The organism is Variovorax sp. LjRoot290 (assembly GCF_964253985.1).
GTDB lineage: Bacteria > Pseudomonadota > Gammaproteobacteria > Burkholderiales > Burkholderiaceae_C > Variovorax.
This window is the reverse complement of sequence record NZ_CAXURW020000001.1, coordinates 2231908-2253871: the sequence shown is the minus strand read 5'-3', so window position 1 is coordinate 2253871 and position 21964 is coordinate 2231908. Positions and strand designations below refer to the sequence as shown.

The window sequence follows — 21964 nt, the reverse complement described above, 5'->3', positions numbered from 1 at the left end:
TGTCTCCTAGGGTTTGGGCACCGGCACGTGGCCGCCGATGTCGCGCGCGATGGACAGCGCAATGTCGTGCAGGCGCGGCGCGATCTCGTTGCGCAGCCGGTCTTCGCTGAAGACGAAGGCCGCGCCGCCGCCGTTGAGCGCCATGATCTCGTCGCCCGGCCCGATGAGAGGCACCGAGACCGAGTTGATCTCGCGGTGGAACTCGCCGAGCGACAGGCAGTAGCCGAGCCGCTTGGCCTCGTCGATCGCGCGCATCATGTTGGGCGCCATGCTGTCCCACTCCGGGCCGCGCAGCAGGCGCATCGAATCCAGCAGCTGCGTGCGCTGCGCCTCGGGCAGCGCCGACAGGTAGGCCCGGCCCAGCGCCGAATTGGGCAGCGGCGCGCGCGAACCGACGTCGAGCCGGGCCGAGAGCATCGACGAGCGGGGCCGGCAGGCCTCGATCAACACCATCTCCATGCCGTCGCGCACCGCCAGGTAGACCGATGCGCCCACCTCTTCGGCCAGCGCCTGCATGCTGGGCCGCGCGGCGGCGCGAACGTCGAGACTGCCGAGGAACACGCGCGCCAGCGACACCACGCCCGGCCCGAGCATGAAGCGATCGGCCGGCTGCGCCGCCTTGAGCATGCCCATCGCGAGCAGCGTCGCGACCAGGCGGTTGACGGTCGGCCGCGGGATGCCGGTGATGCGTGCGACTTCGGCATAGCCCAGCACCGGCCGCTCTTCGCTGAAGCAGCGCAGCACCGAGATGCCGCGCTCCAGTGCGCTGACGGTGTCCGAGCGGTCGGCGCGCTCGGAGGCGTTGAGGGAGTTGTCGTTGCGGTCTGCTGCTGGCATGGAAGAACCCTTGGTAAGAGTCTCCAATGTAGATGCGCTCGGGTTCATGGCCGGCGGACTCAGGCGACGGCCGCTTGCGGCGACGACGCCGCTGCGCTCTCGGCCGCGGCACCGCGCAGGTAGACGCCCTGGTTCAGCAAGGCCGCTTGCAGCGCATCGACAGGCACGGCCCGCGGCGCGATGCCGGCCCGCGATGCGAGCGCGGCCGCCACGCCCGCGGCCTGGCCCGTGATCCAGCACTGCGGAATCTCGCGCATGAAGCCGTGCGAGTTGCGGTCGCAGGAGATGTGGCGGCCACAGGCGAGCAGGCCGTCGAGCTGTTGCGGCACCAGGGCGCCGTAGGGGATCGAGATGTTGGGGAACTTGGGCGACACGGCCGGCGACACGCCCACCTCGTCGGCCAGCGCCCGGCCCTCGGGCCACAGGCTGCGCAGCACCGAACCCGCGCCGCTCAGGCGCCGCGCATGGCGCACGCCGATCTGCGGCGCGCTCAGCATCATGTAGGCACCCTCGAAGCCCGGCGCATGGGCGCGGAAGTAGTCGAGGTGCGCGGCCATCGCGCGGTGCGAGCGCACCTCCACGGCCGTCAGGTCGTCGACGTCGAGCGCCGAGTAGCCCGACTGGCGCGGCCCCATGAAGAGCGCGATGTCGTTGCGCCACGAGACGAAGGGCCGCTCGAACAGGCCGAGCTGCTCGCGCCCGCGCGCCATGAAGGCGGTGAACTGCTCGGGCTGGCCGGCCTTGAATTCGATCCAGCGGTCCATGTCGACGCCGCCGAACAGCCACGAGGTGTTCATGCAATGGTGGACATCGGCCTCCTCGATGTCGTTGACGTAGGCCGCGCCGGCGCGCGCGAACAGGTCGCCGTCGCCGGTGGCGTCGACCACCACGTCGGCCATGATGGCCATGCGCCCTTCCTTGCTCTCGAACACCACGCCCTTGACCGCGCCGTCCTGCACGATCGGCACCGCCGCCCACGAGTGGTAGATGAGCTTGACCTTGCGCTCCAGCACGATCTCCTGCGACAAGAGCTTGAGCCGCTCGGGATCGATGGTCGGCGACCAGGTGACGACGCCGTGGTAGGCGGCCGTGCGCTGCGACCAGTGCGCGGCCTTCGCGGTGTCCTGCGAGCCCCAGTCGCCGCGCGAGGGGCCGGCGACCGCGTCGGCCGGCAGGCGGTCAAACAGCTCTTCCGCGAAGCCGCGGATCACGAGTTGGCCTTCCCAGTCGGTCATGCGGTCGATCCAGATCACGAGGCCGCCGGTGGAAAGACCGCCCAGGTGGTTGTAGCGCTCGAGCAGCGCGACATCGGCGCCCTGTTTGGCCGCTGCGGCCGCCGCCGCCGTGCCCGAAGGTCCGCCGCCGACGACCAGCACGCCGCAGCGGTGGTAGATCGGAATGTTCTTGCCGGGCTCCGCCCACATGCCGTGGTCGGGCCGCTGGATGCGCTTGTCGCGATCGAAGATGTCGGAGCTCAAGATGCGCTCGTCGGTGCGGACCACAGTTTTCATGGATTCAGATGCTTGGATGGCGCGTCGTATTTTGGACATACAGATCATTTAACAAACATTAAAGATCGTGAATACGGGTATACCCCGTCGATGATTCAATATTAATGAGTCGATAGTCCGTTTAACGGATTAATTGAACAAGGAGACAAGCATGGACGCGTTCCTCAGCGCCCGCCGTGCCGGGATCGTGCTGGCCGGCATCGCGCTGCTGGGCCTGGCGCCGCTGGCCATGGCGCAGGACTTCCCGGCCAAGGGCAAGCCGATCCGCATCGTGGTCGGCTTCACCGCCGGCGGCGGCACCGATGCGCAGGCGCGCATCGTGGCGCAGAAGCTCGGCGAGCTGCTGGGCACCAGCGTGATCGTCGACAACAAGCCCGGCGCCAGCACCATGTTGGCCGCCAGCGAAGTCGCGCGCGCCCTGCCCGACGGCCACACCCTGCTCTACGCGCCCTCGTCGACCATGGCGCAGAACCCGCACACGCTGTCGCAGGTGCCCTACGACCCCTTCAAGGACTTCACGCCGATCTCGATGGGCGGCCGCGGCCCGCTGGTGCTCTCGGTGAGCAGCAGCGTGCCGGTGAACAACGTGCGCGAGCTGGTGGCCTACGTCAAGGCGCGTCCGGGCACGGTGAGCTATGCCTCCTTCGGCGCCGGCACCTCCTCGCACATCTATGGCGAGGCCTTCGTCCAGAAGACCGGGCTGGACGCGGTGCACATTCCCTACAAGGGCGGCTCGGACGCGGCGAAGGACCTGATCGGCGGCCGCGTGCAGTACATGTTCGACTCGGCCTCGTCGGCGGTCATCACTTCCGGCACCGGCAAGGTGAAGATCCTCGCCGTCGCAGCGGCAGCGCGCATCGCGGCCTTGCCGGATGTCCCGACCCTGGCCGAGCAGGGCGTGGCCGGGCTCGACCTGCCGAGCTGGCTCGGCTTCTACGGACCGGCGCAGATGCCGGCGCCGGTGGTCGCTAGGCTCAACGCGGCGCTGACGCAGGTGCTGGCCATGCCGCAGGTGCGTGACTTCTACCGCACCGGCGGCTACGAGGCCGGCGCCACCACGCCCGCCGAGTTCGCCAGCATCACGCGCGCCACCTACGAGCGCTGGGGCGACATGGTCCGGCAGGTGGGGCTCGCGAAGCAATGAGCGCCGCGCCGGGCCGCCCCAAGCAAGCTCGCTCCCGCTTGGCGGGAAGGCGCGCAGCGCCAAGGGGGCTCCAATGCGCTGGCATCGCGCGCCGCCGGGTCCTCGCATGGCTGGCGGGCGCGGGCGCCTTCGCCGCGCTGGCCCAGACACCGGCGTTCCCGGAAAAAGGAAGAACCATCCGCATCGTGCTCGGCCTGGCCGCGGGCGGCGCATCGGATGCACAGGCGCGCTTCGTCGCCAGCAAGCTCACCGAGGTGCTGCAGACGCCGGTGATCGTGGAGAACCGGCCCGGCGCCAGCTTCATCCTGGCCACCGAGGAAGTGATCCGCGCCGCGCCCGACGGCTACACGCTGATGTACGCGCCCTCCTCCGTGGTGGCGCAGAACCCGCAGACGCTGGCGCAGGTTCGCTACGACCCCTTCATGGACCTGACGCCGATCTCGCTCGGCGCGCGCGGACCGCTGGTGCTGACCGTGCATGCCAGCGTGCCGGCGAAGAACGTGCAGGAACTCGTCGCCTACATCAAGGCCAATCCCGGCAAGCTGGGCTATGCCTCCTTCGGCACCGGCACCTCCTCGCACATCTACGGCGAGGCCTTCGCGCGCCAGGCCGGACTGGACGTGGTGCACGTGCCCTACAAGGGCGGCGCCGATGCGGCGAAGGATTTCCTGGCGGGTCGCGTGCAGTACTACTTCGACGCCGCGCCCAATGCCATCCAGAACGCGGCAACGGGCAAGGTCCGGATGCTGGCCGTGGCCGCACCGCGCCGCAGCCCGATGCTGCCCGACGTACCTACCATGACGGAACAGGGCGTGCGCGGCCTGGACATGGCGAGCTGGCTCGGCTTCTACGGCCCGGCGCGCATGCCCGGGCCGGTCGTGGCCCGCCTCAACGCGGCATTGACGCAGGTGCTGGCCATGCCCGCCACGCGCGAGTTCTTCCGCCAGGGGGCCTACGAAGCCGAGGCCTCGAGCCCGCAGCAGCTGGCCGAACTCACGCGCACGACTTACGACCAGTGGGGCGACATCATTCGCAGGCTGGGGCTGACGAAGCAGTAACTCAGGCAAAGAAGCGCAGCAGCAGCGCATTCACCTCGGCCGCGCGCTCGTACTGCACCCAATGGCCCGCGCCGTCGACCACCGCGCCCTCGCGCTGAGGATGGCCGGCCGTGAGCTGCGCAACCAGCGGCCGCGAATCGGCCGTCACGTCGTGTTCGCCCCACACCAGCAATTGCGGCCCGCCGAGCGCGTCGAGCGCGGCCTGCAGCCCGCCCGCCATCGAGACTTCCTTGCTGCGAAAGCGCGTGCCGTGGCAGGACACGTCATGGATGGCGAAGGCCAGCGCATCGATGGCCGAGGGCTCGTGCAGCATCAGCGCGCCGAGGTTGTGCAACAGCGCAGCGCGCTCTTCCTCGCGGTCCTTGGCGGCGCGCCAGTTGATCATGTCGACCGTCATGCGACGCATCGTTCCGTGCCCGCCGCTGCCCATGAGGGCCAGGCGCCGGATGCCGCCGCGCCGGAGTGCGAACTTCGCCGCCACCAGGCCGCCGAAGGAGAAGCCACCGAGGTCGATCTCGGTCTGCGCGCCGATCAGGCTGTCGAGCGTGGCGACCATTGCATCGAGCGAGGGCCCCAAGGCCTCCTGGCCCGGCGCGGGCCGCGGCGGCGTGTCAGAGTCGTTGAAGCCCGGCATGTCGGGCAGCCACAGCGTGTGCGCGGCCGACAGCGCCTCGATATTGCGCAGCCAGTGCATCCAGCTGCCATGGCCGCCATGCAGCAGCACCAGCGGCGGGCCGTCGCCGAAGCGGCGCCAGCGCACGCGCAGGCCGTCGTGCAAGGCATCGTGATGAACGGACAGCGCGTCGGTGCGCGCAATCAGCCGATGCGCCTGGGCATCGACCACGGGGTCGAAAGTGTGGAGATCTGGCACCGGCACATTGTGCCGGCGTCGATCAAGCCGCGTCGCCGGCCGCCGCACCGAAGCGGTAGCTCGACACCGCGATGCCGCCCATGAAGGCGTCCTCGTGGTAGATGCGCTTGCCGGTGTCCTGCTCGGCGGCGCCGACCGCGACCATCAGCGGGATCAGGTGCTCTTCGCGCGGATGCGCAATGCGGGCCGCGGGCGCCTGCGACCAGTCGAGCAGGCGCTCGGCCCGCTGCGCCGGCGCCGCATCCACGGTCGCGGCCAGCCAGTCGTCGAAGGCCTTCGACGGCTCATGCGCCTGCGGACCGAAGTTGCGCAGGTTGTGATAGCTCAGGCCGCTGCCGACGATCAGCACGTTCTCGTTGCGCAGCGGCGCGAGCGCCCGGCCCAGCGCCAGGTGCTCGGCCGGATCGAGGCCGCGCTTGAGCGACAGCTGCACCACCGGCACGTCTGCCTTCGGATAGATCGCGGCCATCGGCGAGAACATGCCGTGGTCGAAGCCGCGTTCCGGATCCAGGCTCGCGGGCAGCCCGGCGGCCTCGATCAGCCCCTGCACGCGGCGCGCGAGCTCGGGCGAACCGGGCGCGTCGTAATGCACGTGGTAGGTGTGCTCGGGGAAGCCGCCGTAGTCGTAGATCATGGGCGGCTTGGGGTTGCCCATCACGGTGAACGCCGGCGCTTCCCAGTGCGCCGAGATCATCAGGATGGCGTCGGGCCGGCGGCCGATCTGGCGCGGCATGTCGGCCAGCGCGGCTTCGAGCTGGGCATAGGCATCGCCCATTTCCTTCTTCATCCACGGCCAGGGGCCGCCGCCGTGGGAGATGAAATAGGTGGGAAGGGTTTGCGTGGTCATTGGTAGACGTTGGCTCTTATGGATGTTGAATCGAAGAGCCAACGCCCCCGTTCAAACCGTGCATGCGGATTTCCCGCACACGGCTTACCGGTGGACTGTCGGCTCGCAGCATTACGCGGCCCCCTTGTTGGGCAAGAGGGAATGCGCCGGGTAGCGGATGGTTCCGCGCAGGCGATACAGACCGAGTGCTTCGAAGTATTCACGCGAGTAGCCGGGAGCTTCGCCAGGACGCAGGTTGCGCCCTTTGCGCGCGACGCGCAGCTTGCGTAGCCGCCGCACCACGAAGGAGTCCAGCGCGCCGAACTGCCGCGCGGCGTTGCCGCTTTGGAAGTACTGACCCCAACCGCGCAGCACCGGGTTGAGCTCAGCGATGACGCTTCGCACATCCTGATGACAGCGCCCCCGAGGCGTTATCTGCCGCACGCGTTCGCGGATGCGGTTCATGGCTCGCCCGCTGGGCCCGCGATGCAGGTAGTACCTGCGCAAGCCCTTGGTTTGCCACAGCCGCCCACTCATGCGCTTGTGCAGGTGACAGCCCAGGAAGTCGAAGCCTTCCTTGCCCTGCGTCAGCTCCACCACGCGCGTCTTGCCCGGATGCAGCTCAAGCCCCAGCCGCTGCATGATGTGGCCGATGCGCTCGCGGGCTTCTTCGCAGTCCGCGCCATTGCGGCACATGATCACGAAGTCATCCGCATAGCGCACCAGCGTGCCCAGATGGGCACACCGTTTCGTCCACACCTGGTCCAGTACGTGCAGGTAGATGTTGGCCAGCAACGGCGAGATCACCCCGCCTTGCGGCGTTCCGGCCGCCGCGCTGCGCACGGCGCCTTCTTCCAACACCCCCGCCTGCAACCACTGGCGCAGCAGCTTGAGCATGCGCCCATCCGACACGCGCCGCTCCACCAGCTTCATCAGCTTGCCGTGATCGATGCTGCCGAAGTAGTCGCGGATGTCGGCCTCCAGCACCCACTGGCCGCCTTGGGCTCCGAGTTTCCTCAGCTCCTCCAGGGCCTGTGTGGCACTGCGCCTGGGCCTGAACCCGTATGAGCAGGACAGGAAGTCCGCCTCGTACAGGGGTTCGAGCACCAGCTTGGCCGCCATTTGCACTACCCGATCTCGCACCGTGGGGATTCCCAACGGCCTCGCGCTTCCATCGGCTTTCGGTATGTATGTGCGCCGCACGGCTTGCGCACGATAGTCGCCCGCCCTCAGCGTCGCCGCAATTTCGCCCAGGAAGCGATCAACCCCGTACTGCTGGATTTGATCGATGCTCTGGCGGTCCACTCCGGCTGCGCCTCGGTTGGCCTTCACTCGCCTCCACGCCTCCTGCAGGATGTCATCCCTGCAAATCTGCCCGTACAACGCGTGGAAACGCCTACCCGGTGCCCGCTTGGCTGCGGCCCAGAGCTGTCTTTGCAGTTGTCGCACTTTGGCATCGGGCTCTCGCCCCACGGGGTCTTTAGGTCCGGTCAGGCCGGCCATTCCCTCGCGCTTACCTGCATCCCCAGCATGTCCACCGCAGGGACCCTTCCCTCCAGCCGCGTTATGCCGCGCGGCCTTCGTCGGTGCGGCTTGCGCCCCACCGTGCAGTACTACGATCCCCTCGGACTGCCGCTGCGCACGCCTCGATTTCGCCTTGGGCTTATACGAGCGCGCTTGCCCCGACCCGGGCCGCGCAGACGGCTCTCTCGTGTTCCGCTCCTGTCCTTGCACACGTGCTGCTCCCCATACCCCGCCGCAGTCTTGCGCACCGTTCGGTTCAAGCGCGCCCGATGTTGCCTTCGCCGCGACATGATCGGCTCGGCCTGCGGGTTGTAACTCTGTCGAGGCTGCAGGCTTCACTTCATGTTGCGGCCCGCGTGCTTGCTCCCCGCTGAACAGCTCAAGCTGCTTCACGGGCTTTTGACACCCCGCTCGGGCGGCCAGGTCTCCCCGCTCCGCCTGGGGTCTGCTACCCGGCGCACCGACGCTTACCGGGACGGGACTTGCACCCGTTGGACAGGCGCAGCAAGCAAAGTCGGTCCCTTCCCCTTTCGGAGTCAGTTCGTTCTTCGCGTCACGACGCACCATGAGTGCCAGTCTAGAGATTTCCCTTCGAGAAATCGATAGGCTAGGATTCATCGAATCGTTTCTCTGCAGGAAATCAACCATGGACCGGCTGACCAGCCTGCGCGTGTTTCGCGACGTCGTCGAATCGGGCAGCTTCGTCGCCGCGGCCGAGCGCCTGGGCGTCTCGGCGCCGATGGCCAGCAAGCACGTGGCGCAGCTCGAGAAGTCGCTCGGCGCGCGCCTGCTGCATCGCTCGAGCCGGCATCTGAGCCTGACCGAAGCGGGCCAGGCCTGGTACGAGCAGAGCCGGCGCGCGCTCGACCTGCTCGATGCGGCCGAGGCCGCGATCGGCCAGAAGAACGAGGCGCCGCGCGGCCAGCTCAAGGTCAGCGCGCCCGTGTGGTGCGCCACGCCGCGCATTGCCCGCGTGCTGGCCGATTACCGCGAGCGCTTTGCGGAAGTGCTGGTCGACATGCACCTGGAAAACCGCAAGGTCGATCTCGCGGCCGACGGCTACGACCTCGCGCTGCGCGCGACGCAGGAGCCCTCGCCGGCGCTCATCGCGCGACCGCTGTGCCGCCTGCAGTTCCACCTGGTCGCCGCGGCCGACTACCTCGCGCGCGCCGGCGTACCTGCCGTGCCGGCCGACCTGGCGAAGCTCGGCGCCATCGTGCCGAGCTACGTCAATATCGAAGGGCTCGCGCTCAAGGGGCCGGGCGGGCGGCAGGTGCCGCTCAGGCTGCAACCGGTGATGAAGTCCGACGACACCACGCTCACACTGCATGCGGTGCGCGCGGGGATGGGCATGTCCTTTCTGCCCGAGTGGCTCATCGATGACGACCTGGCTGCCGGACGGCTGGTGCGCCTGGTGCCCGACTACACCGCGCCGGCGGTGACGCTGTTCGCCGTCTACACCAGCCGCCAGTACATGGCGCCCAAGATGCGCAGCTTCATCGACTTTCTGGGAGAGCGCTTGTCGGGGCGATAGGCGTTCGCTCTGGCCTGGCGCGAGCAGCTCAGGGAAGCCCGAAGGGCCGGTGACGTCGGCCGGCGCAGGGCACACCGCCCGCCTCCGCACCCATGGCACACCCATAGGCCTTGCGCATGCACAAGCACCTGCCCGCCGTTACAGTGGCGCCTCACTGGAGACAGCCCGCCTTGTTCCGCTACTTCGAAAAACTGCTCCATCCCTATCCCCCCGCCGAACCCGCGCTGCCGCCACTCGGCTTCTTCGCCTTTCTCTGGGCCTGCACCGAAGGCCTGCGCGGCAAGATCCTCGCCATGGCGCTGTTCACGGCCGCGATGTCGGCCTTCGAGGCGCTGCTGTTCGCGATGCTCGGGCGCATCGTCGACTGGCTCGGCGGCCAGGTGCCGGCCCGGCTGTGGGAAGAGCGCGGCGACACGCTGATGTGGCTGGGCGCGGCCCTGGTCGCCAGCATCGCGGTGGTGGCGCTGCAGACCGTGGTCAAGCACCAGACGCTGGCGGTCAACCTGCCGATGCGGCTGCGCTGGAACTTCCACCGCCTGATGCTGGGCCAGAGCATGGCCTTCTACCAGGACGAGTTCGCGGGCCGCATCACGGCCAAGGTGATGCAGACCGCGCTGGCGGTGCGCGAGACCGTGTTCGTGCTGGCCGACGTGCTGGTGGCCATGGGCGTCTACGTCGCGACCATGATCGTGCTCGCGGCCGTGCTCGACCCGCAGCTGATGCTGCCCTTCGTGATCTGGCTCCTGCTCTACATCGCCACGCTCGTCTTCTTCGTGCCTCGGCTCGGCGAGATCGGCAAGGCGCAGGCCGATGCGCGCGCCATGATGACCGGGCGCGTGACCGATGCCTACACCAACATCGCCACCGTCAAGCTGTTCTCGCACACCCAGCGCGAGGCCGGCTTCGCGCGCGCGGCGATGAAGGAATTCATGATCACCGGCTACGGCCAGATGCGGCTGGTGAGCGCCTTCGAGATCGCCAACCACACGCTCAGCATGGGCCTGACTGCCGGCATGGCAGGCACGGGCCTCTGGCTGTGGTCGCAAGGCGCGGTCGGCGTCGGCGCGGTGGCCGCGGCGACCGCGATGGCGCTGCGGCTGCAAGGCATGTCGCACTGGATCATGTGGGAGATGACCAGCCTGTTCGAGAACATCGGCACGGTGCAGGACGGCATGAAGACGCTGTCGCGCCCGCGCACCGTGCTCGATGCGCCCGATGCCGCCGTGCTTGCCGTGCCACGTGGCGAAGTGCGCTTCGATCATGCGAGCTTCCGCTACGCCGACGGCGGCCGCCGCGTGATCGACGACCTCACGCTCACCGTCGCGCCCGGCGAGAAGATCGGCCTGGTCGGCCGTTCGGGCGCCGGCAAGTCGACGCTGGTGAACCTGCTGCTGCGCTTCCACGATCTCGAAAGCGGCCGCATCCTGATCGACGGCCAGGACATCGCGCACGTGACGCAGGATTCGCTGCGCACGCACATCGGCATGGTCACGCAGGACACCTCGCTGATGCACCGCTCGGTGGCCGACAACATTGCCTACGGCCGGCCCGACGCGAGCGCGGAGGCGATCCGCGCGGCGGCCGAACGCGCCGAGGCGCACGACTTCATCCAGACGCTGGGCGACCCGAACGGCCGCCGCGGCTACGAGGCGCACGTGGGCGAGCGCGGCGTCAAGCTGTCGGGCGGCCAGCGCCAGCGCGTCGCGATTGCGCGCGTGATGCTGAAGGACGCGCCGATCCTGCTGCTCGACGAAGCCACCAGCGCGCTCGACTCCGAGGTCGAGGCCGCGATCCAGGCCAGCCTGTACCGCCTGATGGAAGGCAAGACCGTGATCGCGATCGCGCACCGGCTCTCGACCATCGCGGCCATGGACCGGCTGATCGTGCTCGACGAGGGCCGCGTGGTCGAACAGGGCGACCACCGCACGCTGCTGGCGCAGGGCGGGCTCTATGCGCGGCTGTGGGCGCATCAGAGCGGCGGCTTCCTGGGAGATGGTGACGACGAGTAAAAGAAGGCCAAAGGCTTTCCGGCGAGTCCTACAGTGCGCGAAGACAGCCGACTACAGCTTGAAATCCTGTGCCTGTCACCCTGGAATCGTCTTCAACAAGAGGAGTCCTCGCCGTGAATTCCATCATCTACATCGTTGGGCTGGTCGTGGTCGTGGTCGCCGTGCTCTCCTTCTTCGGCCTTCGCTGAGATAAACACACCGTTGCTTTTTCCGCGTCCTTTCGGCGCGGATCCGGGGCCATCGCGGCCCCGTTTTTCATGAGCGAGCGGCCGGGGGGCGCCGGGCATAATTTCGCGCTCTCTTTGAAGGAAGCCGTTGAACCCCGCAGCGCAGCGCTTTGATTTCCAGGATGCGACGATCGCCGAGGCCTTGCAACTGGTCGAAGAGGCGGGCCCGCTCGACGACGCGCAGGCAGTGCGCGAGGCCATGGCGCTACGCTCCGACGGCTGTGGCCGGATCATCGAACGCGCACGCCTCCTCGGGCAGCGCATCGGCCTGCTGAACGAACTGGAACGCGCCCGCGCCTGGGCCCCCTGGGTGCTGCTGGCGCTGGTGGCGCTGATCGTCGCGGGCGGCCTCACGCTCGCCGGCAGCGTGGTCGGCGGCAGCGCGCGCAGCATCAACGTGGTGGTGGCGCTCGCCAGCCTGCTGGGCCTGCACCTCTTGACCCTGCTGCTGTGGCTCTTCGGATTGTTGGTGCCGCTGGGCTCTTTCAACGCCTCCTTCGGCTGGCTGTGGCTGGCGCTCACGGCCCGCGTGGCCGGCGGCAAGCGCGGCCAAACGCCGATCCTGCTGCGCGCGGCCACGCGCCTCCTGGCGCGCGCGCGCCTCCTGCCCTGGGCGCTGGGCTTCGCGAGCCACGCGATCTGGTCGCTCTCCTTCGCGGTGATGCTCGCCGTCCTGCTCTTCGCGCTGGCCTTCCGCAACTACACGCTGAGCTGGGAGACGACCATCCTCGACCCGGCCTTCTTCGTGCGCGGCGTGCAGCTGCTCGGGGCGGCGCCGGCCTGGCTGGGCTTTCCGGTGCCGGACGCGCAGACCGTGCTTTCGCCGCTCGCCGCCGCGGCCGGCCAGCGCGCCTGGGCGCTGTGGCTCACCGGCTGCATCGTGGTCTACGGGCTGCTACCGCGCCTTTTCTTCGCGCTGCTCTGCGCGCTGGTCTGGCAGGCGCGCAAGAAGGCGCTTGCGCCCGATCTTTCGCAGCCCTACTACCGCCGGCTGCTGGCGCGCTTCGAAGCGATGGCGCCGCGGCAGATCGTGGATGCCGATCCTGGCCGCCTGCCGCATGGCGCTGCTACCGGCCTGGCCGCGGGCGAGACCGCCGACACGCTGATGGCCATCGGCTTCGAACTGCCGGACGAGCTGCCCTGGCCGCCGGCCGCGCTCGCTGCGGCGGGCGCGCAAGTGTTGCGCATCGACGGCAGCGCGAGCGCGCGGCGCGAACTGCTCGACACACTGGCCCGGCTGCGGCCGCGGCGCGTGCTGGTCGGCTGCAACGCGGCTTCCAGCCCGGACCGCGGCACCGAGCGCTTCCTGCGCGAGGTGGCCTCGCTCAGCAGCGAGTGCCGGCTGTGGCTGCTCGGCGGCGATGCGCAAGCGACGCGTCAGCGCTGGCATGCCTGGCTGGCCGATGCCGGCCTGGAAGGCATCGTCGCCAGCGACGCACCGGAGGCCGCGTTGCGCGGATGGGCATGACGACGACGGAGCCCATCCGCATCGCCGTCGTCGGCCATACCAACGCAGGCAAGACCTCGCTGCTGCGCACGCTGACGCGGCGCGTGAACTTCGGCGAGGTGTCGCAGCAGCCCGGCACCACGCGCCATGTCGAAGCCGTCGAGCTTCAGGTGAGCGGCCGCGCCGCGGTGCGCTTTCTCGACACGCCGGGCCTGGAAGACGCGGTCGCGCTGCGCGAACATCTGGCCGCCTTCGACGACAAGGACCTCACGCCACCCGAGCGCGTGCGCCGCTTCCTCCACGGTCCCGAGGCGCACGGCGTCTTCGAGCAGGAGGCCAAGGTGCTGCGGGCACTGCTGGAGGTCGATGCCGCCTTTTTGGTGATCGATGCGCGCGAGCCGGTGCTGCCCAAGTTCCGCGCCGAGATCGAGCTCCTCAACGCTTGCGCGCGGCCGGTGCTGCCGGTGCTCAACTTCGTGCGCGATGCGGCGACTCGCGAGGCCGCCTGGAAAGAACTGCTCTCGGCCTACGGCCTGCACGTGGTGGTGCGCTTCGATGCAGCCGCGCCCTTCGTCGGCGCCGAGCGCGAGCTCTACCGCGACCTCGCGACGCTCTTGCGCGACCGGCGCGCACAGCTCGACGGCGTGGCCGCTTATCTCGAAGCCGAGTTCGCCCAGCGGCGTCGGGCGGCGACGACGCGCGTCGCCGAGCTGCTGGTCGATGCGGCCGCGATGCGCCGCAGCGTATCGGCCGTCGAATTCGCCGTCGAAAGCAGCCGCCAGCGCCTGATCGCCGCGCTGCAGAAAGACGTGTTCGACAAGGCGCAGCGATGTGCGGACGACCTGCTCGCGCTCTACGGTTTCCGCGAGGGCGATGCCGACGAGGCGCCGCTGCCGATGGTCGAAGGCCGCTGGACCATGGACTTCTTCCACCCCGAGGCGCTGAAGGACGCCAGCGTCCTGCTCGGCAAAGGCGTGGCCGTTGGTGCCGCCGTCGGCGTGGTGGCCGACCTGGCGCTCCATGGCCTCTCGCTGGGTGCGGGCGCAGCGCTCGGCGGCGCCATCGGCGGCGCGGTCTCGCAAGGCCTGGGGCCGCTGGGCCGCAAGCTCGCCAACAAGCTGCGCGACGTGCACGAGCTCACGGTGGAAGACCGCGTGCTGTTCGTGATCGCAAGCTGGCAGCTCAAGCTTTTGCGCGCGTTGGAGCAGCGCGGCCATGCGGCCGTCGACCGCATCGCCGCCGGCGCGGCCGCGAGCAGTACCGAAGCCGCCCAGCGCCCCCTGGCCGAGCTCGTGCGCGCCGCGCAGCCGGCACGCAGCCACCCCGACTGGGAAAGCAGCGCCCGCCTGCGCTGGCGCGAGGCGCCGCAGCGCCAGGACGTGGTGGCGCGGGTGGCCGAGCGCGCCGCGGCCGCCATCGAAGCGCTCGAGACTGCGGCATGATCCGGGAGATGGAAGACACCTGCCCCCGACCCCTCGCGATCATCAAGCTCGGCGAGACCTTCGACGCGCTGCGCGAAGCCCGTGGCGACTTCGAGCACTGGGTGGCGGCCGGCCTCGGCGCCACCCGGCTGCCGATCATGGTGCTCGATCCGCGCCGCGGCGACACGCTGCCGCCGCCCGAACAGATCTCGGGCGCGATCGTGACCGGCTCGCATGCGATGGTCTCGCACCGCGAGCCCTGGAGCGAAGCCACCGGCGCCTGGATGGCGCAACTGGTCGCCCACGGCACGCCGGTCCTGGGCATCTGTTTCGGCCACCAGTTGCTGGCGCATGCGCTGGGCGGCGAGGCCGGCAATCACCCGGGCGGCCTGGAAATCGGCACCGTCGAGATCGCGCTGGCCGACGCGGCAAAGGACGACCCGTTGCTGCAGGGGCTGCCCGCGCGCTTCGACGCGCAGGAGGTGCATTGGCAACGCGCGCTGCGGCTGCCCGAAGGCGCCGTGCTGCTCGCAGGCAACGCCTTCGAACCTCACCAGGCCTTCCGCGTCAGGCTGCGCGCCTGGGGCGTGCAGTTCCATCCCGAATTCGATGCCGAGGTCATGCGCGGCTACATCGACTGCATGGCCGGCGAGCTGCAGGCAAATGGCATCGACCCGGCCGCGCTGCGCGAGCGCGTCGCCGGCACCGCGACGGCGTCGCAACTGCTCGGCCGCTTCGCCCACATCGCGGAAGAACATGACGCCGGAGTGCGCACGCCCGGCCCGGCTGAACGCGGGGCCCGGCATCGGATTGCGACTACAGAAAGCCCCCCGCAGTTGCGCTAAGGTGCAGCGCAGCTTTCCCTTCGAAAGAACAGCCATGGCCACCACCCCACCCGTCGTCGCACGGGCCCGCAAGCATTTCTCGATGATCCGCGGCTTCCACCTGGCCGACGTGTTCACGCTCGGCAACGCGGCCTGCGGCGTCGGCGTCGTGTTCCTTTCGATGGCCTATGTGGCGAGCCAGTCGCTCGCGCAGTTCCTCTGGGCCGCGGCGCTGGCGCCCGCCGCCTTCGTGTTCGACGTCTTCGACGGCCGCATCGCGCGCTGGCGGCAAACCCAATCGGCGCTCGGCCGCGAGCTCGACTCGCTGGCCGACGTGATCTCCTTCGGCGTGGCGCCCGCCGCGCTGGCCTTCGCCGCCGGGCTCGACGGCGGCTGGGATTGCGTGATCCTGATCTATTTCGTCGGCTGCGGCGTGAGCCGCCTGGCGCGCTACAACGTCACGGCCGAAGCGCTCTCGGCCGGCGCCGACAAGGTCAAGTACTTCGAGGGCACGCCGATCCCGACCAGCGTGGTGCTGGTGGGCGTGCTCGCCTGGGCCGCCTGGCAGGGCCGCATCGGCGACGCGGTCTGGGGCGGCGTGTGGATGCTCGGCCCCTGGGCCCTGCATCCGCTGACGCTGCTGTTCGCGCTCTCGGGCACGTTGATGATCAGCAAGACGCTGCGCATTCCCAAGCTGTGATGCGCGCCGCCCGCGTTGTCGCTTGCGTCGCGCTGGGACTGGCTCTCTCGGGCTGCGCCAGCCTGCCCGACCGTGTCGAGCGCAGCGAGTCGGTGGCACTCGCCGACACCGCCGGCACCCGCCTCGGCCAGGCGCTCGCGCCGGAGCTGGCGACGCATGCGGGCAAGTCGGGCATCCTGCCGCTGGTCGCCGCGCAGGAAGCTTTCGCGGCCCGCGTGGTGCTGGCCCAGGCCGCGGAGCGCAGCCTCGATCTGCAGTACTACATCTGGCGCGGCGACACCACCGGCCAGCTGCTGTTCGAGGCCGCGTGCAAGGCGGCCGAGCGCGGCGTTCGCGTGCGCCTCTTGCTCGACGACAACAACACCAGCGGACTCGACGCCACCCTCGCCGCGCTCGATGCGCATCCGAACATCGAGGTCCGGCTCTTCAATCCCTTCGCGAATCGCGGCTTCCGGGTCGGCGACTTCGCGCTTGACTTCTCGCGCGTCAACCGCCGCATGCACAACAAGTCCTTCACGGCGGACAACCAGGTCGCGATCGTCGGCGGGCGCAACGTGGGCGACGAGTACTACGGCGCCGATCTGCAGCTCGGCTTTCAGGACCTGGACGTGATCGCGATCGGGCCGGTGGTGCGCGAGGTCTCGCGCGAGTTCGACCTGTACTGGAACAGCGAGGCTGCTTATCCGGTCGCGAGCCTGCTGCCGTCGGCGCCTGCGGATGCCGCAGCGCGGCTGCGCGAGCAGTGGGCGCAGCTGCGGCAGCAAGCCGAGACGCAGCGTTACCTCGAAGCCGTGCGCCAGACGCCGCTGATGCGCGAGGTGGCCGAGCGCCGCCTGCCCTTCGAGTGGGCCGATGCGCGCGTGGTGAGCGATGTGCCCGCCAAGGTGCAGTCGGCGGCGGGGCAGGAAGAGCAGCTCATGTTCCCCCTGCTCAAGGAGGCCATGGGTGAGCCGAAGCGCGAGCTCGACCTGGTGTCGCCCTACTTCGTGCCCGGCGCCGGCGGCACGCGCGAGCTGGCCGCGCTCGCCGCACGGGGCGTGAAGGTGCGCATCCTGACCAACTCGTTGGCCGCGACCGACGTGGGCGCGGTCCATGCAGGCTACGCCCGCTACCGCAAAGAGCTGCTCGTCGGCGGTGCCGTGCTCTACGAGCTCAAGCCGAGCGCCGCTGCGCCGCCGCGTCCGGAGGAGGAGAAGCGCCAGAACCCAGGCGGAAGTTCGGCCGCGAGCCTGCATGCCAAGACATTCGCGGTGGACCGCAGCCGCATCTTCGTCGGCTCGCTCAATCTGGATCCGCGCTCGGTGCACCTCAATACCGAGATGGGCGTCGTGATCGACAGCCCCGTGCTCGCCGAGCGGCTGGCCGTTGAGATCGACAATGTCGTTCCGACGCTCGCCTACGAGGTGCGCCTGCCGGCCGACGGACGCGGCATGGAGTGGATCGACCGCGGCCCGGCGGGCGAAACCCGCTACACGACGGAGCCGGGCGCCGGCGCCATGCGGCGCCTGTGGATCGACTTCCTCTCGATCCTGCCGATCGAGTGGCTGCTGTAGCGCTGGCTCGTCGGCGACAGCTCACCCGGGTTATCACGCAATCGTCACCTGCAAGCGGCAACCTGTAATCGACAGCTTCGTTTTCACTGCAAGGCCTCGACCATGACAATCACGACATCTTCCCGGTTTGCACCGAGCGCGATCGCCCTGGCCTTCGCCGCCTTGCTCGCGGCTTGCGCGAGCAACCCTGCGCCGGGCTCGCGCAGCGTGACGATCGAACGCACCACCTACGGCATCGCGCACATCACTGCGCCGGACTACGAAGGCATCGCCTACGGCGTGGCCTACGCGCATGCGCAGGACAACGTGTGCCAGACCGCCGAGCATCTGCTCACCGTGCGCGGCGAGCGCGCGCAGTTCCTGGGCGCGCAGGCCACCGGCGAACTCGGCCTGGGCCGGCTGCCGAACACGCAGATCGACCTGTTCGTGCGCGCCCACATGGACGACGCCGCGCTGGCGCGTGCCGCCGCCGCCAACAACGAGGACGTCAAGGCCTCGCTGCGCGGCTACGTGGCCGGCTACAACCGCTACCTGCAGGATGCGGGCCCGAACGGCCTGCCCGAAGCCTGCCGCAACAAGCCCTGGGTACGGCCGATGTCGCTGGCCGACCTGTCGCGCACCACCGAGATGTCGATGATCCAGGGCGGCATCGGCGCGCTGGCCGGCGCGGTGCTCGCGGCAGCGCCGCCCGCGCCGGGAACGCGGAACGCCGCAGAGCCGGTCGCGTTGCAGCAGGCGGTCGCGGAGATCGGCCGCCACAGCTTCAATGCGAACCCCGAGGGCGGCGAGCTCGGCTCCAACGGCTGGGCCTTCGGCCGCAACGCCACGCCCGACGGCCGCGGCCTGGTGCTGGGCAATCCGCATTTCCCGTGGGCCGGCACCAACCGCTTCTGGGAGATGCACCTCACCATCCCCGGCCAGCTCGACGTGATGGGCGCCACCGGCGGACTGAGCCCGGTGGTCGCGATCGGCTTCAACAAGGACGTGGCCTGGACGCACACGGTCTCCACCGGCAAGCGCTTCACGCTGTATGAACTCAAGCTCGACCCGGCCGACCCCACGGTCTACATCGTCGACGGCCAGCGCGAGAAGATGACGACCAGGAACGTCAGCCTGCCCGCCGTGGGCGGCCCGGCACCGCCGAAGACTTTCTACGGCACCGAATGGGGCCCGGTCGTCTCGCTGCCGCGCGCCGGCCTCGGCTGGACCGCCACCACCGCCTACGCGATCCGCGACGCCAACACGCAGAACGTGCGCTCGGCCCAGAGCTGGATGCAGATGGCGCTGGCGCGCAACGTCGGCGAACTGCGCGCCGCGATGGGCAACCAGGGCATGCCGTGGATCAACACCATCGCGGCCGACCGCGAGGGCAATGCGATGTACGCCGATCTCTCGGTGGTGCCCGACGTGTCGGCCGAAATGCTGAAGGCCTGCGCGCCCTCACCCCGTGCCGCCGCGCTGCTCAACGCCGCCGGCCTGCCGGTGCTCGACGGCTCGCGCTCGGCCTGCGCCTGGAACCGCGACGCCGCAGCCGCGATGCCCGGCGTGACCGCTCCGGCGCGCATGCCGGTCGTCGTGACGCCGGACTGGGTGCAGAACAGCAACGACAGCTTCTGGCTCAGCAACCCGCACATCGAAGCGCCCGCCGGCATCTCGCCGCTGGTTGGCTTCACCGGCACGCCGCAGCGGCTGCGCACGCGCAGCGGGATCATGGAAATCGAAGCCCGGCTGGCCGGCAACGACGGCCTGCGGGGCGACAAGATGGGCGCGGCCGAGCTGCGGAGCGTGATCTTCCGCGACCGCAACCTGGCCGGCATGCTGGTCGCCGATGACCTGGTGGCGGCCTGCAACGCCGGCGCCTCGGCGCTCACGCCGGACCAGGCGCTCGGCTGCCGCGTGCTCGCCGCCTGGGACCGCACCAGCAACGGCGCATCGAAGGGCGCGCCGCTGTTCCGCGAGTTCTGGCGCAAGGCCAAGGACGTGCCGAAGGTCTGGCGCGTGCCCTTCGACCCGACCCGTCCGGTCGCGACACCGGCCGGCCTCGACATGGCCACGCCGGCCACGCGCGAGGCCGTCTTCAAGGCGCTGGGCGACGCGGTCGCCATCGTGCGCACCGCCGGCTTCGCGGCCGACGTGCCGCTGGCCGAAGTGCAGACCCGCACGGTGCGCGGCCAGAAGGTCGCGATCCACGGCGGCGACGAGTTCGAGGGCGTGCTCAACAAGGTGGAGAGCCAGGGCCAGTCGCTGATCGATCCCAAGGGCTACAACATCAACTACGGCAGCAGCTACATGCAGGTGGTGGGCTTCGACCAGCGCGGGCCGGTGGCACAGGCCATACTGACCTACGGCCAGAGCAGCGACCCCGCATCGTCGCGCGCCTACGACCAGTTGCCGCTGTTCGCCGCCAAGCAATGGCATCCGCTGCCCTTCCACCGCGCCGACATCGAGGCGCAGCGCGTGGGCGCCCCCCTCCGACTCGCCTATTGAAAGAAACTCGATGAACGACGGTCTGGATCAACTGGTGCAACTGGCCGCCGCAGTGCCGCTGGCGCCGGCCTGCGATCACTTCTACTTCCTGCGTCACGGGCAGACCGAAGGCAACGCGCGGCGGATCTTCCAGGCGGTCAACACGCCGCTGAGCGTGCTCGGCCTGCAGCAGGCCACGCGCGCGGCCGAACTGCTGGCCGGCGAACCGATCAGGAGCGTGGTGTGCAGCGATGCGAAGCGCGCCTTCGACACCGCCCACACGGTCGCGGCCGGCCTGCGCATCGCGCCGCTGGTGCTCGAAAGCCTGCGCGAGCGCAATTTCGGCGCGCTGATCGGCACCTCCTCCGCCAACCTGGACTGGGCCTGCGAACCCGAGGGCGGCGAGACGCTGGCCCAGTTCATCGCCCGCAAACGGGCCGCGCTCGAAGTCGCGCTGGCCCATCCGGCACCGGTGCTGGTGGTGGCGCATGGCGGCTCGCTGCACGTGCTGGCGGCGCTGCTCGGCGTGGCTATCGACCTCGGCGTGATGGGCAATGCCCAACCCTTGCGTTTCGAGCGAAACGGTCCTACATGGCGGGTGAAGCCCCTCCTGCAACATGTGGATGGCGGAGCGGCGGTGGCCTAAAGGCCGCACCACGCATCCTCCACCCACCACCATGGAATTCAAGGACTACTACCAGGCACTGGGCATCGAACGCGGCGCGTCGGACGACGAGGTCCGCAAGGCCTACCGCAAGCTCGCGCGCAAGTACCACCCCGACGTCAGCAAGGAACCCGACACCGAGCGGCGCATGCGCGAGATCAACGAGGCCAACGACGTGCTGCGCGACAAGGAAAAGCGCGCCGCCTACGACGCGCTGGCCGACCAGGTCGCGCAGGGCCGCTACGCCGGCGGCCGCCCCGGCGAGGGCTTCCAGCCGCCGCCGGGCTGGGACGAGGGTTTCGAATTCCATCGCGGCCCGGGCCAGGGCCCGGCCGACCATGCCGAGTTCAGCGAGTTCTTCTCTTCGCTCTTCGGTGCGGCCGAACGGCGCAGCGCCGAGCGCCGCCACTACCGCGCACGCGGCGAGGACCACCACGCGGCCATCGAGATCTCGCTCGAAGACGCGCTGCACGGCGCCGAGCGCGAGATCACGCTGCGCTCGCAGGAGATCGACGCCCGGGGCCGGCCCGAATGGAAGACGCGCACGCTCAGCGTGAAGATTCCCGCCGGCGTTCATCCGGGCCAGTACATCCGGCTCGCCGGCCAGGGCATGCCGGGCCATGGCGGCGAGCCGGCCGGCGACCTCTACTTCGAGGTGCGCATCGCGCCCCACAAGCTCTACCGCATCGAGGACCGCGACCTCTACATGACGCTGCCCGTGACGCCGACCGAAGCCGCGCTCGGCGCCCAGGTGAAAGTGCCGACGCCCGCCGGCGGCGTGGTCGAGGTGACCGTGCCGCGCGGCGCGCGCAACGGCCTCAAGCTGCGGCTCAAGGAACGCGGCCTGCCGGGCAAGCCGCCGGGCCACCTCTACCTGCTGCTGGAGATCGCGCTGCCGCCGGCCGACACCGAGGCCGCGCGCAAGGCTTACGAGCAACTGGCGCAGGCCGCGCCCTTCGACCCGCGCCGCCATCTCGGAGTGTGACGAACATGGCTACCCATTCCTTCACTGCCACGATACTGAGCAGTTCGCACCCGCTCCCCGCGCACGAACTGGCGCATGCCTGCGGCGCCGAGATCGAGTGGGTCGTTCAACTGGTCGAGGTCGGCATCGTCGAGGTGCGCACGCCGGCCGAGCGCCCGGAGGACTGGTGCTTCCACAGCGCCGACCTGCAATGCGCGCTGGCCGCGCGCCGGCTCGAGCGCGACTTCGGTGTCGGGCTCGACGCCGCGGCGCTGATCCTCGACCTGGAGCACGAGGTGCGCCGGCTGAAGGCGGTGCTGCGCGCCCGGGGACTCGAACGCGAAGCCTGAGCGTTTTGCAGGGCGGCGCATGTCGCCGCAAAAT

18 protein-coding genes are annotated in these 21964 nt (G+C 69.7%); 13 read left to right on the top strand and 5 right to left on the bottom strand.

The features are described from left to right. Positions 1-6 precede the first annotated feature (6 nt). Both ACSQ9A_RS11370 and ACSQ9A_RS11365 read right to left on the bottom strand, forming a co-directional pair. Complete coding sequence (locus tag ACSQ9A_RS11370; protein ID WP_093109298.1) at positions 7-837, bottom strand: IclR family transcriptional regulator; 831 nt, start codon at positions 835-837, stop codon at positions 7-9. Between the two features lie 59 nt (positions 838-896). Further along, positions 897-2348, bottom strand: a complete 1452-nt coding sequence (locus ACSQ9A_RS11365) for an FAD-dependent oxidoreductase (RefSeq protein WP_436303723.1) — start codon at positions 2346-2348, stop codon at positions 897-899. Between the two features lie 151 nt (positions 2349-2499). On the opposite strand from ACSQ9A_RS11365, the gene ACSQ9A_RS11360 reads away from it, so the two are divergent. Both ACSQ9A_RS11360 and ACSQ9A_RS11355 read left to right on the top strand, forming a co-directional pair. Continuing rightward, on the top strand, positions 2500-3492 hold the full coding sequence (locus tag ACSQ9A_RS11360; protein WP_436303722.1) for a Bug family tripartite tricarboxylate transporter substrate binding protein: 993 nt from the start codon (positions 2500-2502) through the stop codon (positions 3490-3492). 38 nt (positions 3493-3530) lie between these two features. Beyond that, positions 3531-4550: a Bug family tripartite tricarboxylate transporter substrate binding protein gene (locus tag ACSQ9A_RS11355; RefSeq protein WP_436303721.1), complete on the top strand. Its 1020-nt coding sequence runs from the start codon at positions 3531-3533 to the stop codon at positions 4548-4550. Between the two features lies 1 nt (position 4551). Here ACSQ9A_RS11355 and ACSQ9A_RS11350 read toward each other — a convergent pair whose 3' ends face one another. The 3 genes from ACSQ9A_RS11350 to ltrA form a co-directional block, all read right to left on the bottom strand. Next, positions 4552-5427, bottom strand: a complete 876-nt coding sequence (locus tag ACSQ9A_RS11350) for an alpha/beta fold hydrolase (protein ID WP_436303720.1) — start codon at positions 5425-5427, stop codon at positions 4552-4554. Between the two features lie 16 nt (positions 5428-5443). After that, entirely contained in the window at positions 5444-6268 is an 825-nt protein-coding gene (locus ACSQ9A_RS11345; RefSeq protein WP_093109302.1) for a DODA-type extradiol aromatic ring-opening family dioxygenase, read from the bottom strand. A gap of 111 nt (positions 6269-6379) precedes the next feature. Continuing rightward, entirely contained in the window at positions 6380-7750 is a 1371-nt protein-coding gene (gene ltrA, locus ACSQ9A_RS11340) for a group II intron reverse transcriptase/maturase (RefSeq protein ID WP_436302363.1), read from the bottom strand. Positions 7751-8417: 667 nt separating this feature from the next. On the opposite strand from ltrA, the gene ACSQ9A_RS11335 reads away from it, so the two are divergent. From ACSQ9A_RS11335 to ACSQ9A_RS11285, 11 genes are all read left to right on the top strand, one after another. After that, positions 8418-9305 (top strand): LysR family transcriptional regulator, encoded by an 888-nt coding sequence (locus tag ACSQ9A_RS11335; protein ID WP_436303718.1) that lies wholly within the window; start codon positions 8418-8420, stop codon positions 9303-9305. Positions 9306-9475: 170 nt separating this feature from the next. Beyond that, positions 9476-11314, top strand: coding sequence for an ABC transporter ATP-binding protein (locus tag ACSQ9A_RS11330; protein ID WP_436303717.1), 1839 nt, complete (start codon positions 9476-9478; stop codon positions 11312-11314). Between the two features lie 315 nt (positions 11315-11629). Further along, positions 11630-13009 carry a DUF2868 domain-containing protein gene (locus ACSQ9A_RS11325; protein ID WP_436303716.1) on the top strand — a complete coding sequence of 460 codons (1380 nt, stop codon included), beginning with the start codon at positions 11630-11632 and terminating at the stop codon, positions 13007-13009. Beyond that, on the top strand, positions 13006-14430 hold the full coding sequence (locus ACSQ9A_RS11320; RefSeq protein ID WP_436303715.1) for a GTPase/DUF3482 domain-containing protein: 1425 nt from the start codon (positions 13006-13008) through the stop codon (positions 14428-14430). Before ACSQ9A_RS11325 ends, ACSQ9A_RS11320 begins: the two co-directional genes overlap by 4 nt. Before the next feature lie 8 nt (positions 14431-14438). Continuing rightward, the gene (locus tag ACSQ9A_RS11315; protein ID WP_436303713.1) at positions 14439-15254 is read left to right on the top strand and encodes a glutamine amidotransferase; all 816 of its coding nucleotides are present in this window, start codon (positions 14439-14441) and stop codon (positions 15252-15254) included. Positions 15255-15288: 34 nt separating this feature from the next. Beyond that, positions 15289-15933 (top strand): CDP-alcohol phosphatidyltransferase family protein, encoded by a 645-nt coding sequence (locus ACSQ9A_RS11310; protein WP_093109306.1) that lies wholly within the window; start codon positions 15289-15291, stop codon positions 15931-15933. Then, positions 15933-17486: a phospholipase D family protein gene (locus ACSQ9A_RS11305; protein WP_436303712.1), complete on the top strand. Its 1554-nt coding sequence runs from the start codon at positions 15933-15935 to the stop codon at positions 17484-17486. Before ACSQ9A_RS11310 ends, ACSQ9A_RS11305 begins: the two co-directional genes overlap by 1 nt. A gap of 102 nt (positions 17487-17588) precedes the next feature. Next, positions 17589-19973 carry a penicillin acylase family protein gene (locus ACSQ9A_RS11300; protein WP_436303711.1) on the top strand — a complete coding sequence of 795 codons (2385 nt, stop codon included), beginning with the start codon at positions 17589-17591 and terminating at the stop codon, positions 19971-19973. A gap of 10 nt (positions 19974-19983) precedes the next feature. Continuing rightward, complete coding sequence (locus tag ACSQ9A_RS11295) at positions 19984-20598, top strand: histidine phosphatase family protein (RefSeq protein ID WP_436292436.1); 615 nt, start codon at positions 19984-19986, stop codon at positions 20596-20598. Positions 20599-20629: 31 nt separating this feature from the next. Beyond that, the gene (locus ACSQ9A_RS11290) at positions 20630-21601 is read left to right on the top strand and encodes a DnaJ C-terminal domain-containing protein (RefSeq protein ID WP_093109310.1); all 972 of its coding nucleotides are present in this window, start codon (positions 20630-20632) and stop codon (positions 21599-21601) included. 5 nt (positions 21602-21606) lie between these two features. Continuing rightward, positions 21607-21930 carry a chaperone modulator CbpM gene (locus tag ACSQ9A_RS11285; protein WP_093109311.1) on the top strand — a complete coding sequence of 108 codons (324 nt, stop codon included), beginning with the start codon at positions 21607-21609 and terminating at the stop codon, positions 21928-21930. The last annotated feature ends 34 nt before the right edge of the window (positions 21931-21964 follow it).

Excerpts from the sequence above, each read along its gene's own strand:
- ACSQ9A_RS11315 (WP_436303713.1), top strand. The coding sequence starts at position 14,439 with ATGGAAGACACCTGCCCCCGACCCCTCGCGATCATCAAGCTCGGCGAG.
- ACSQ9A_RS11360 (WP_436303722.1), top strand. The coding sequence starts at position 2,500 with ATGGACGCGTTCCTCAGCGCCCGCCGTGCCGGGATCGTGCTGGCCGGC.
- ACSQ9A_RS11320 (WP_436303715.1), top strand. The coding sequence starts at position 13,006 with ATGACGACGACGGAGCCCATCCGCATCGCCGTCGTCGGCCATACCAAC.
- ACSQ9A_RS11305 (WP_436303712.1), top strand. The coding sequence starts at position 15,933 with ATGCGCGCCGCCCGCGTTGTCGCTTGCGTCGCGCTGGGACTGGCTCTC.
- ACSQ9A_RS11285 (WP_093109311.1), top strand. The coding sequence starts at position 21,607 with ATGGCTACCCATTCCTTCACTGCCACGATACTGAGCAGTTCGCACCCG.
- ACSQ9A_RS11300 (WP_436303711.1), top strand. The coding sequence starts at position 17,589 with ATGACAATCACGACATCTTCCCGGTTTGCACCGAGCGCGATCGCCCTG.
- ACSQ9A_RS11370 (WP_093109298.1), bottom strand. The coding sequence starts at position 837 with ATGCCAGCAGCAGACCGCAACGACAACTCCCTCAACGCCTCCGAGCGC.
- ACSQ9A_RS11290 (WP_093109310.1), top strand. The coding sequence starts at position 20,630 with ATGGAATTCAAGGACTACTACCAGGCACTGGGCATCGAACGCGGCGCG.
- ACSQ9A_RS11295 (WP_436292436.1), top strand. The coding sequence starts at position 19,984 with ATGAACGACGGTCTGGATCAACTGGTGCAACTGGCCGCCGCAGTGCCG.
- ACSQ9A_RS11310 (WP_093109306.1), top strand. The coding sequence starts at position 15,289 with ATGGCCACCACCCCACCCGTCGTCGCACGGGCCCGCAAGCATTTCTCG.
- ACSQ9A_RS11345 (WP_093109302.1), bottom strand. The coding sequence starts at position 6,268 with ATGACCACGCAAACCCTTCCCACCTATTTCATCTCCCACGGCGGCGGC.
- ltrA (WP_436302363.1), bottom strand. The coding sequence starts at position 7,750 with ATGGCCGGCCTGACCGGACCTAAAGACCCCGTGGGGCGAGAGCCCGAT.
- ACSQ9A_RS11335 (WP_436303718.1), top strand. The coding sequence starts at position 8,418 with ATGGACCGGCTGACCAGCCTGCGCGTGTTTCGCGACGTCGTCGAATCG.
- ACSQ9A_RS11365 (WP_436303723.1), bottom strand. The coding sequence starts at position 2,348 with ATGAAAACTGTGGTCCGCACCGACGAGCGCATCTTGAGCTCCGACATC.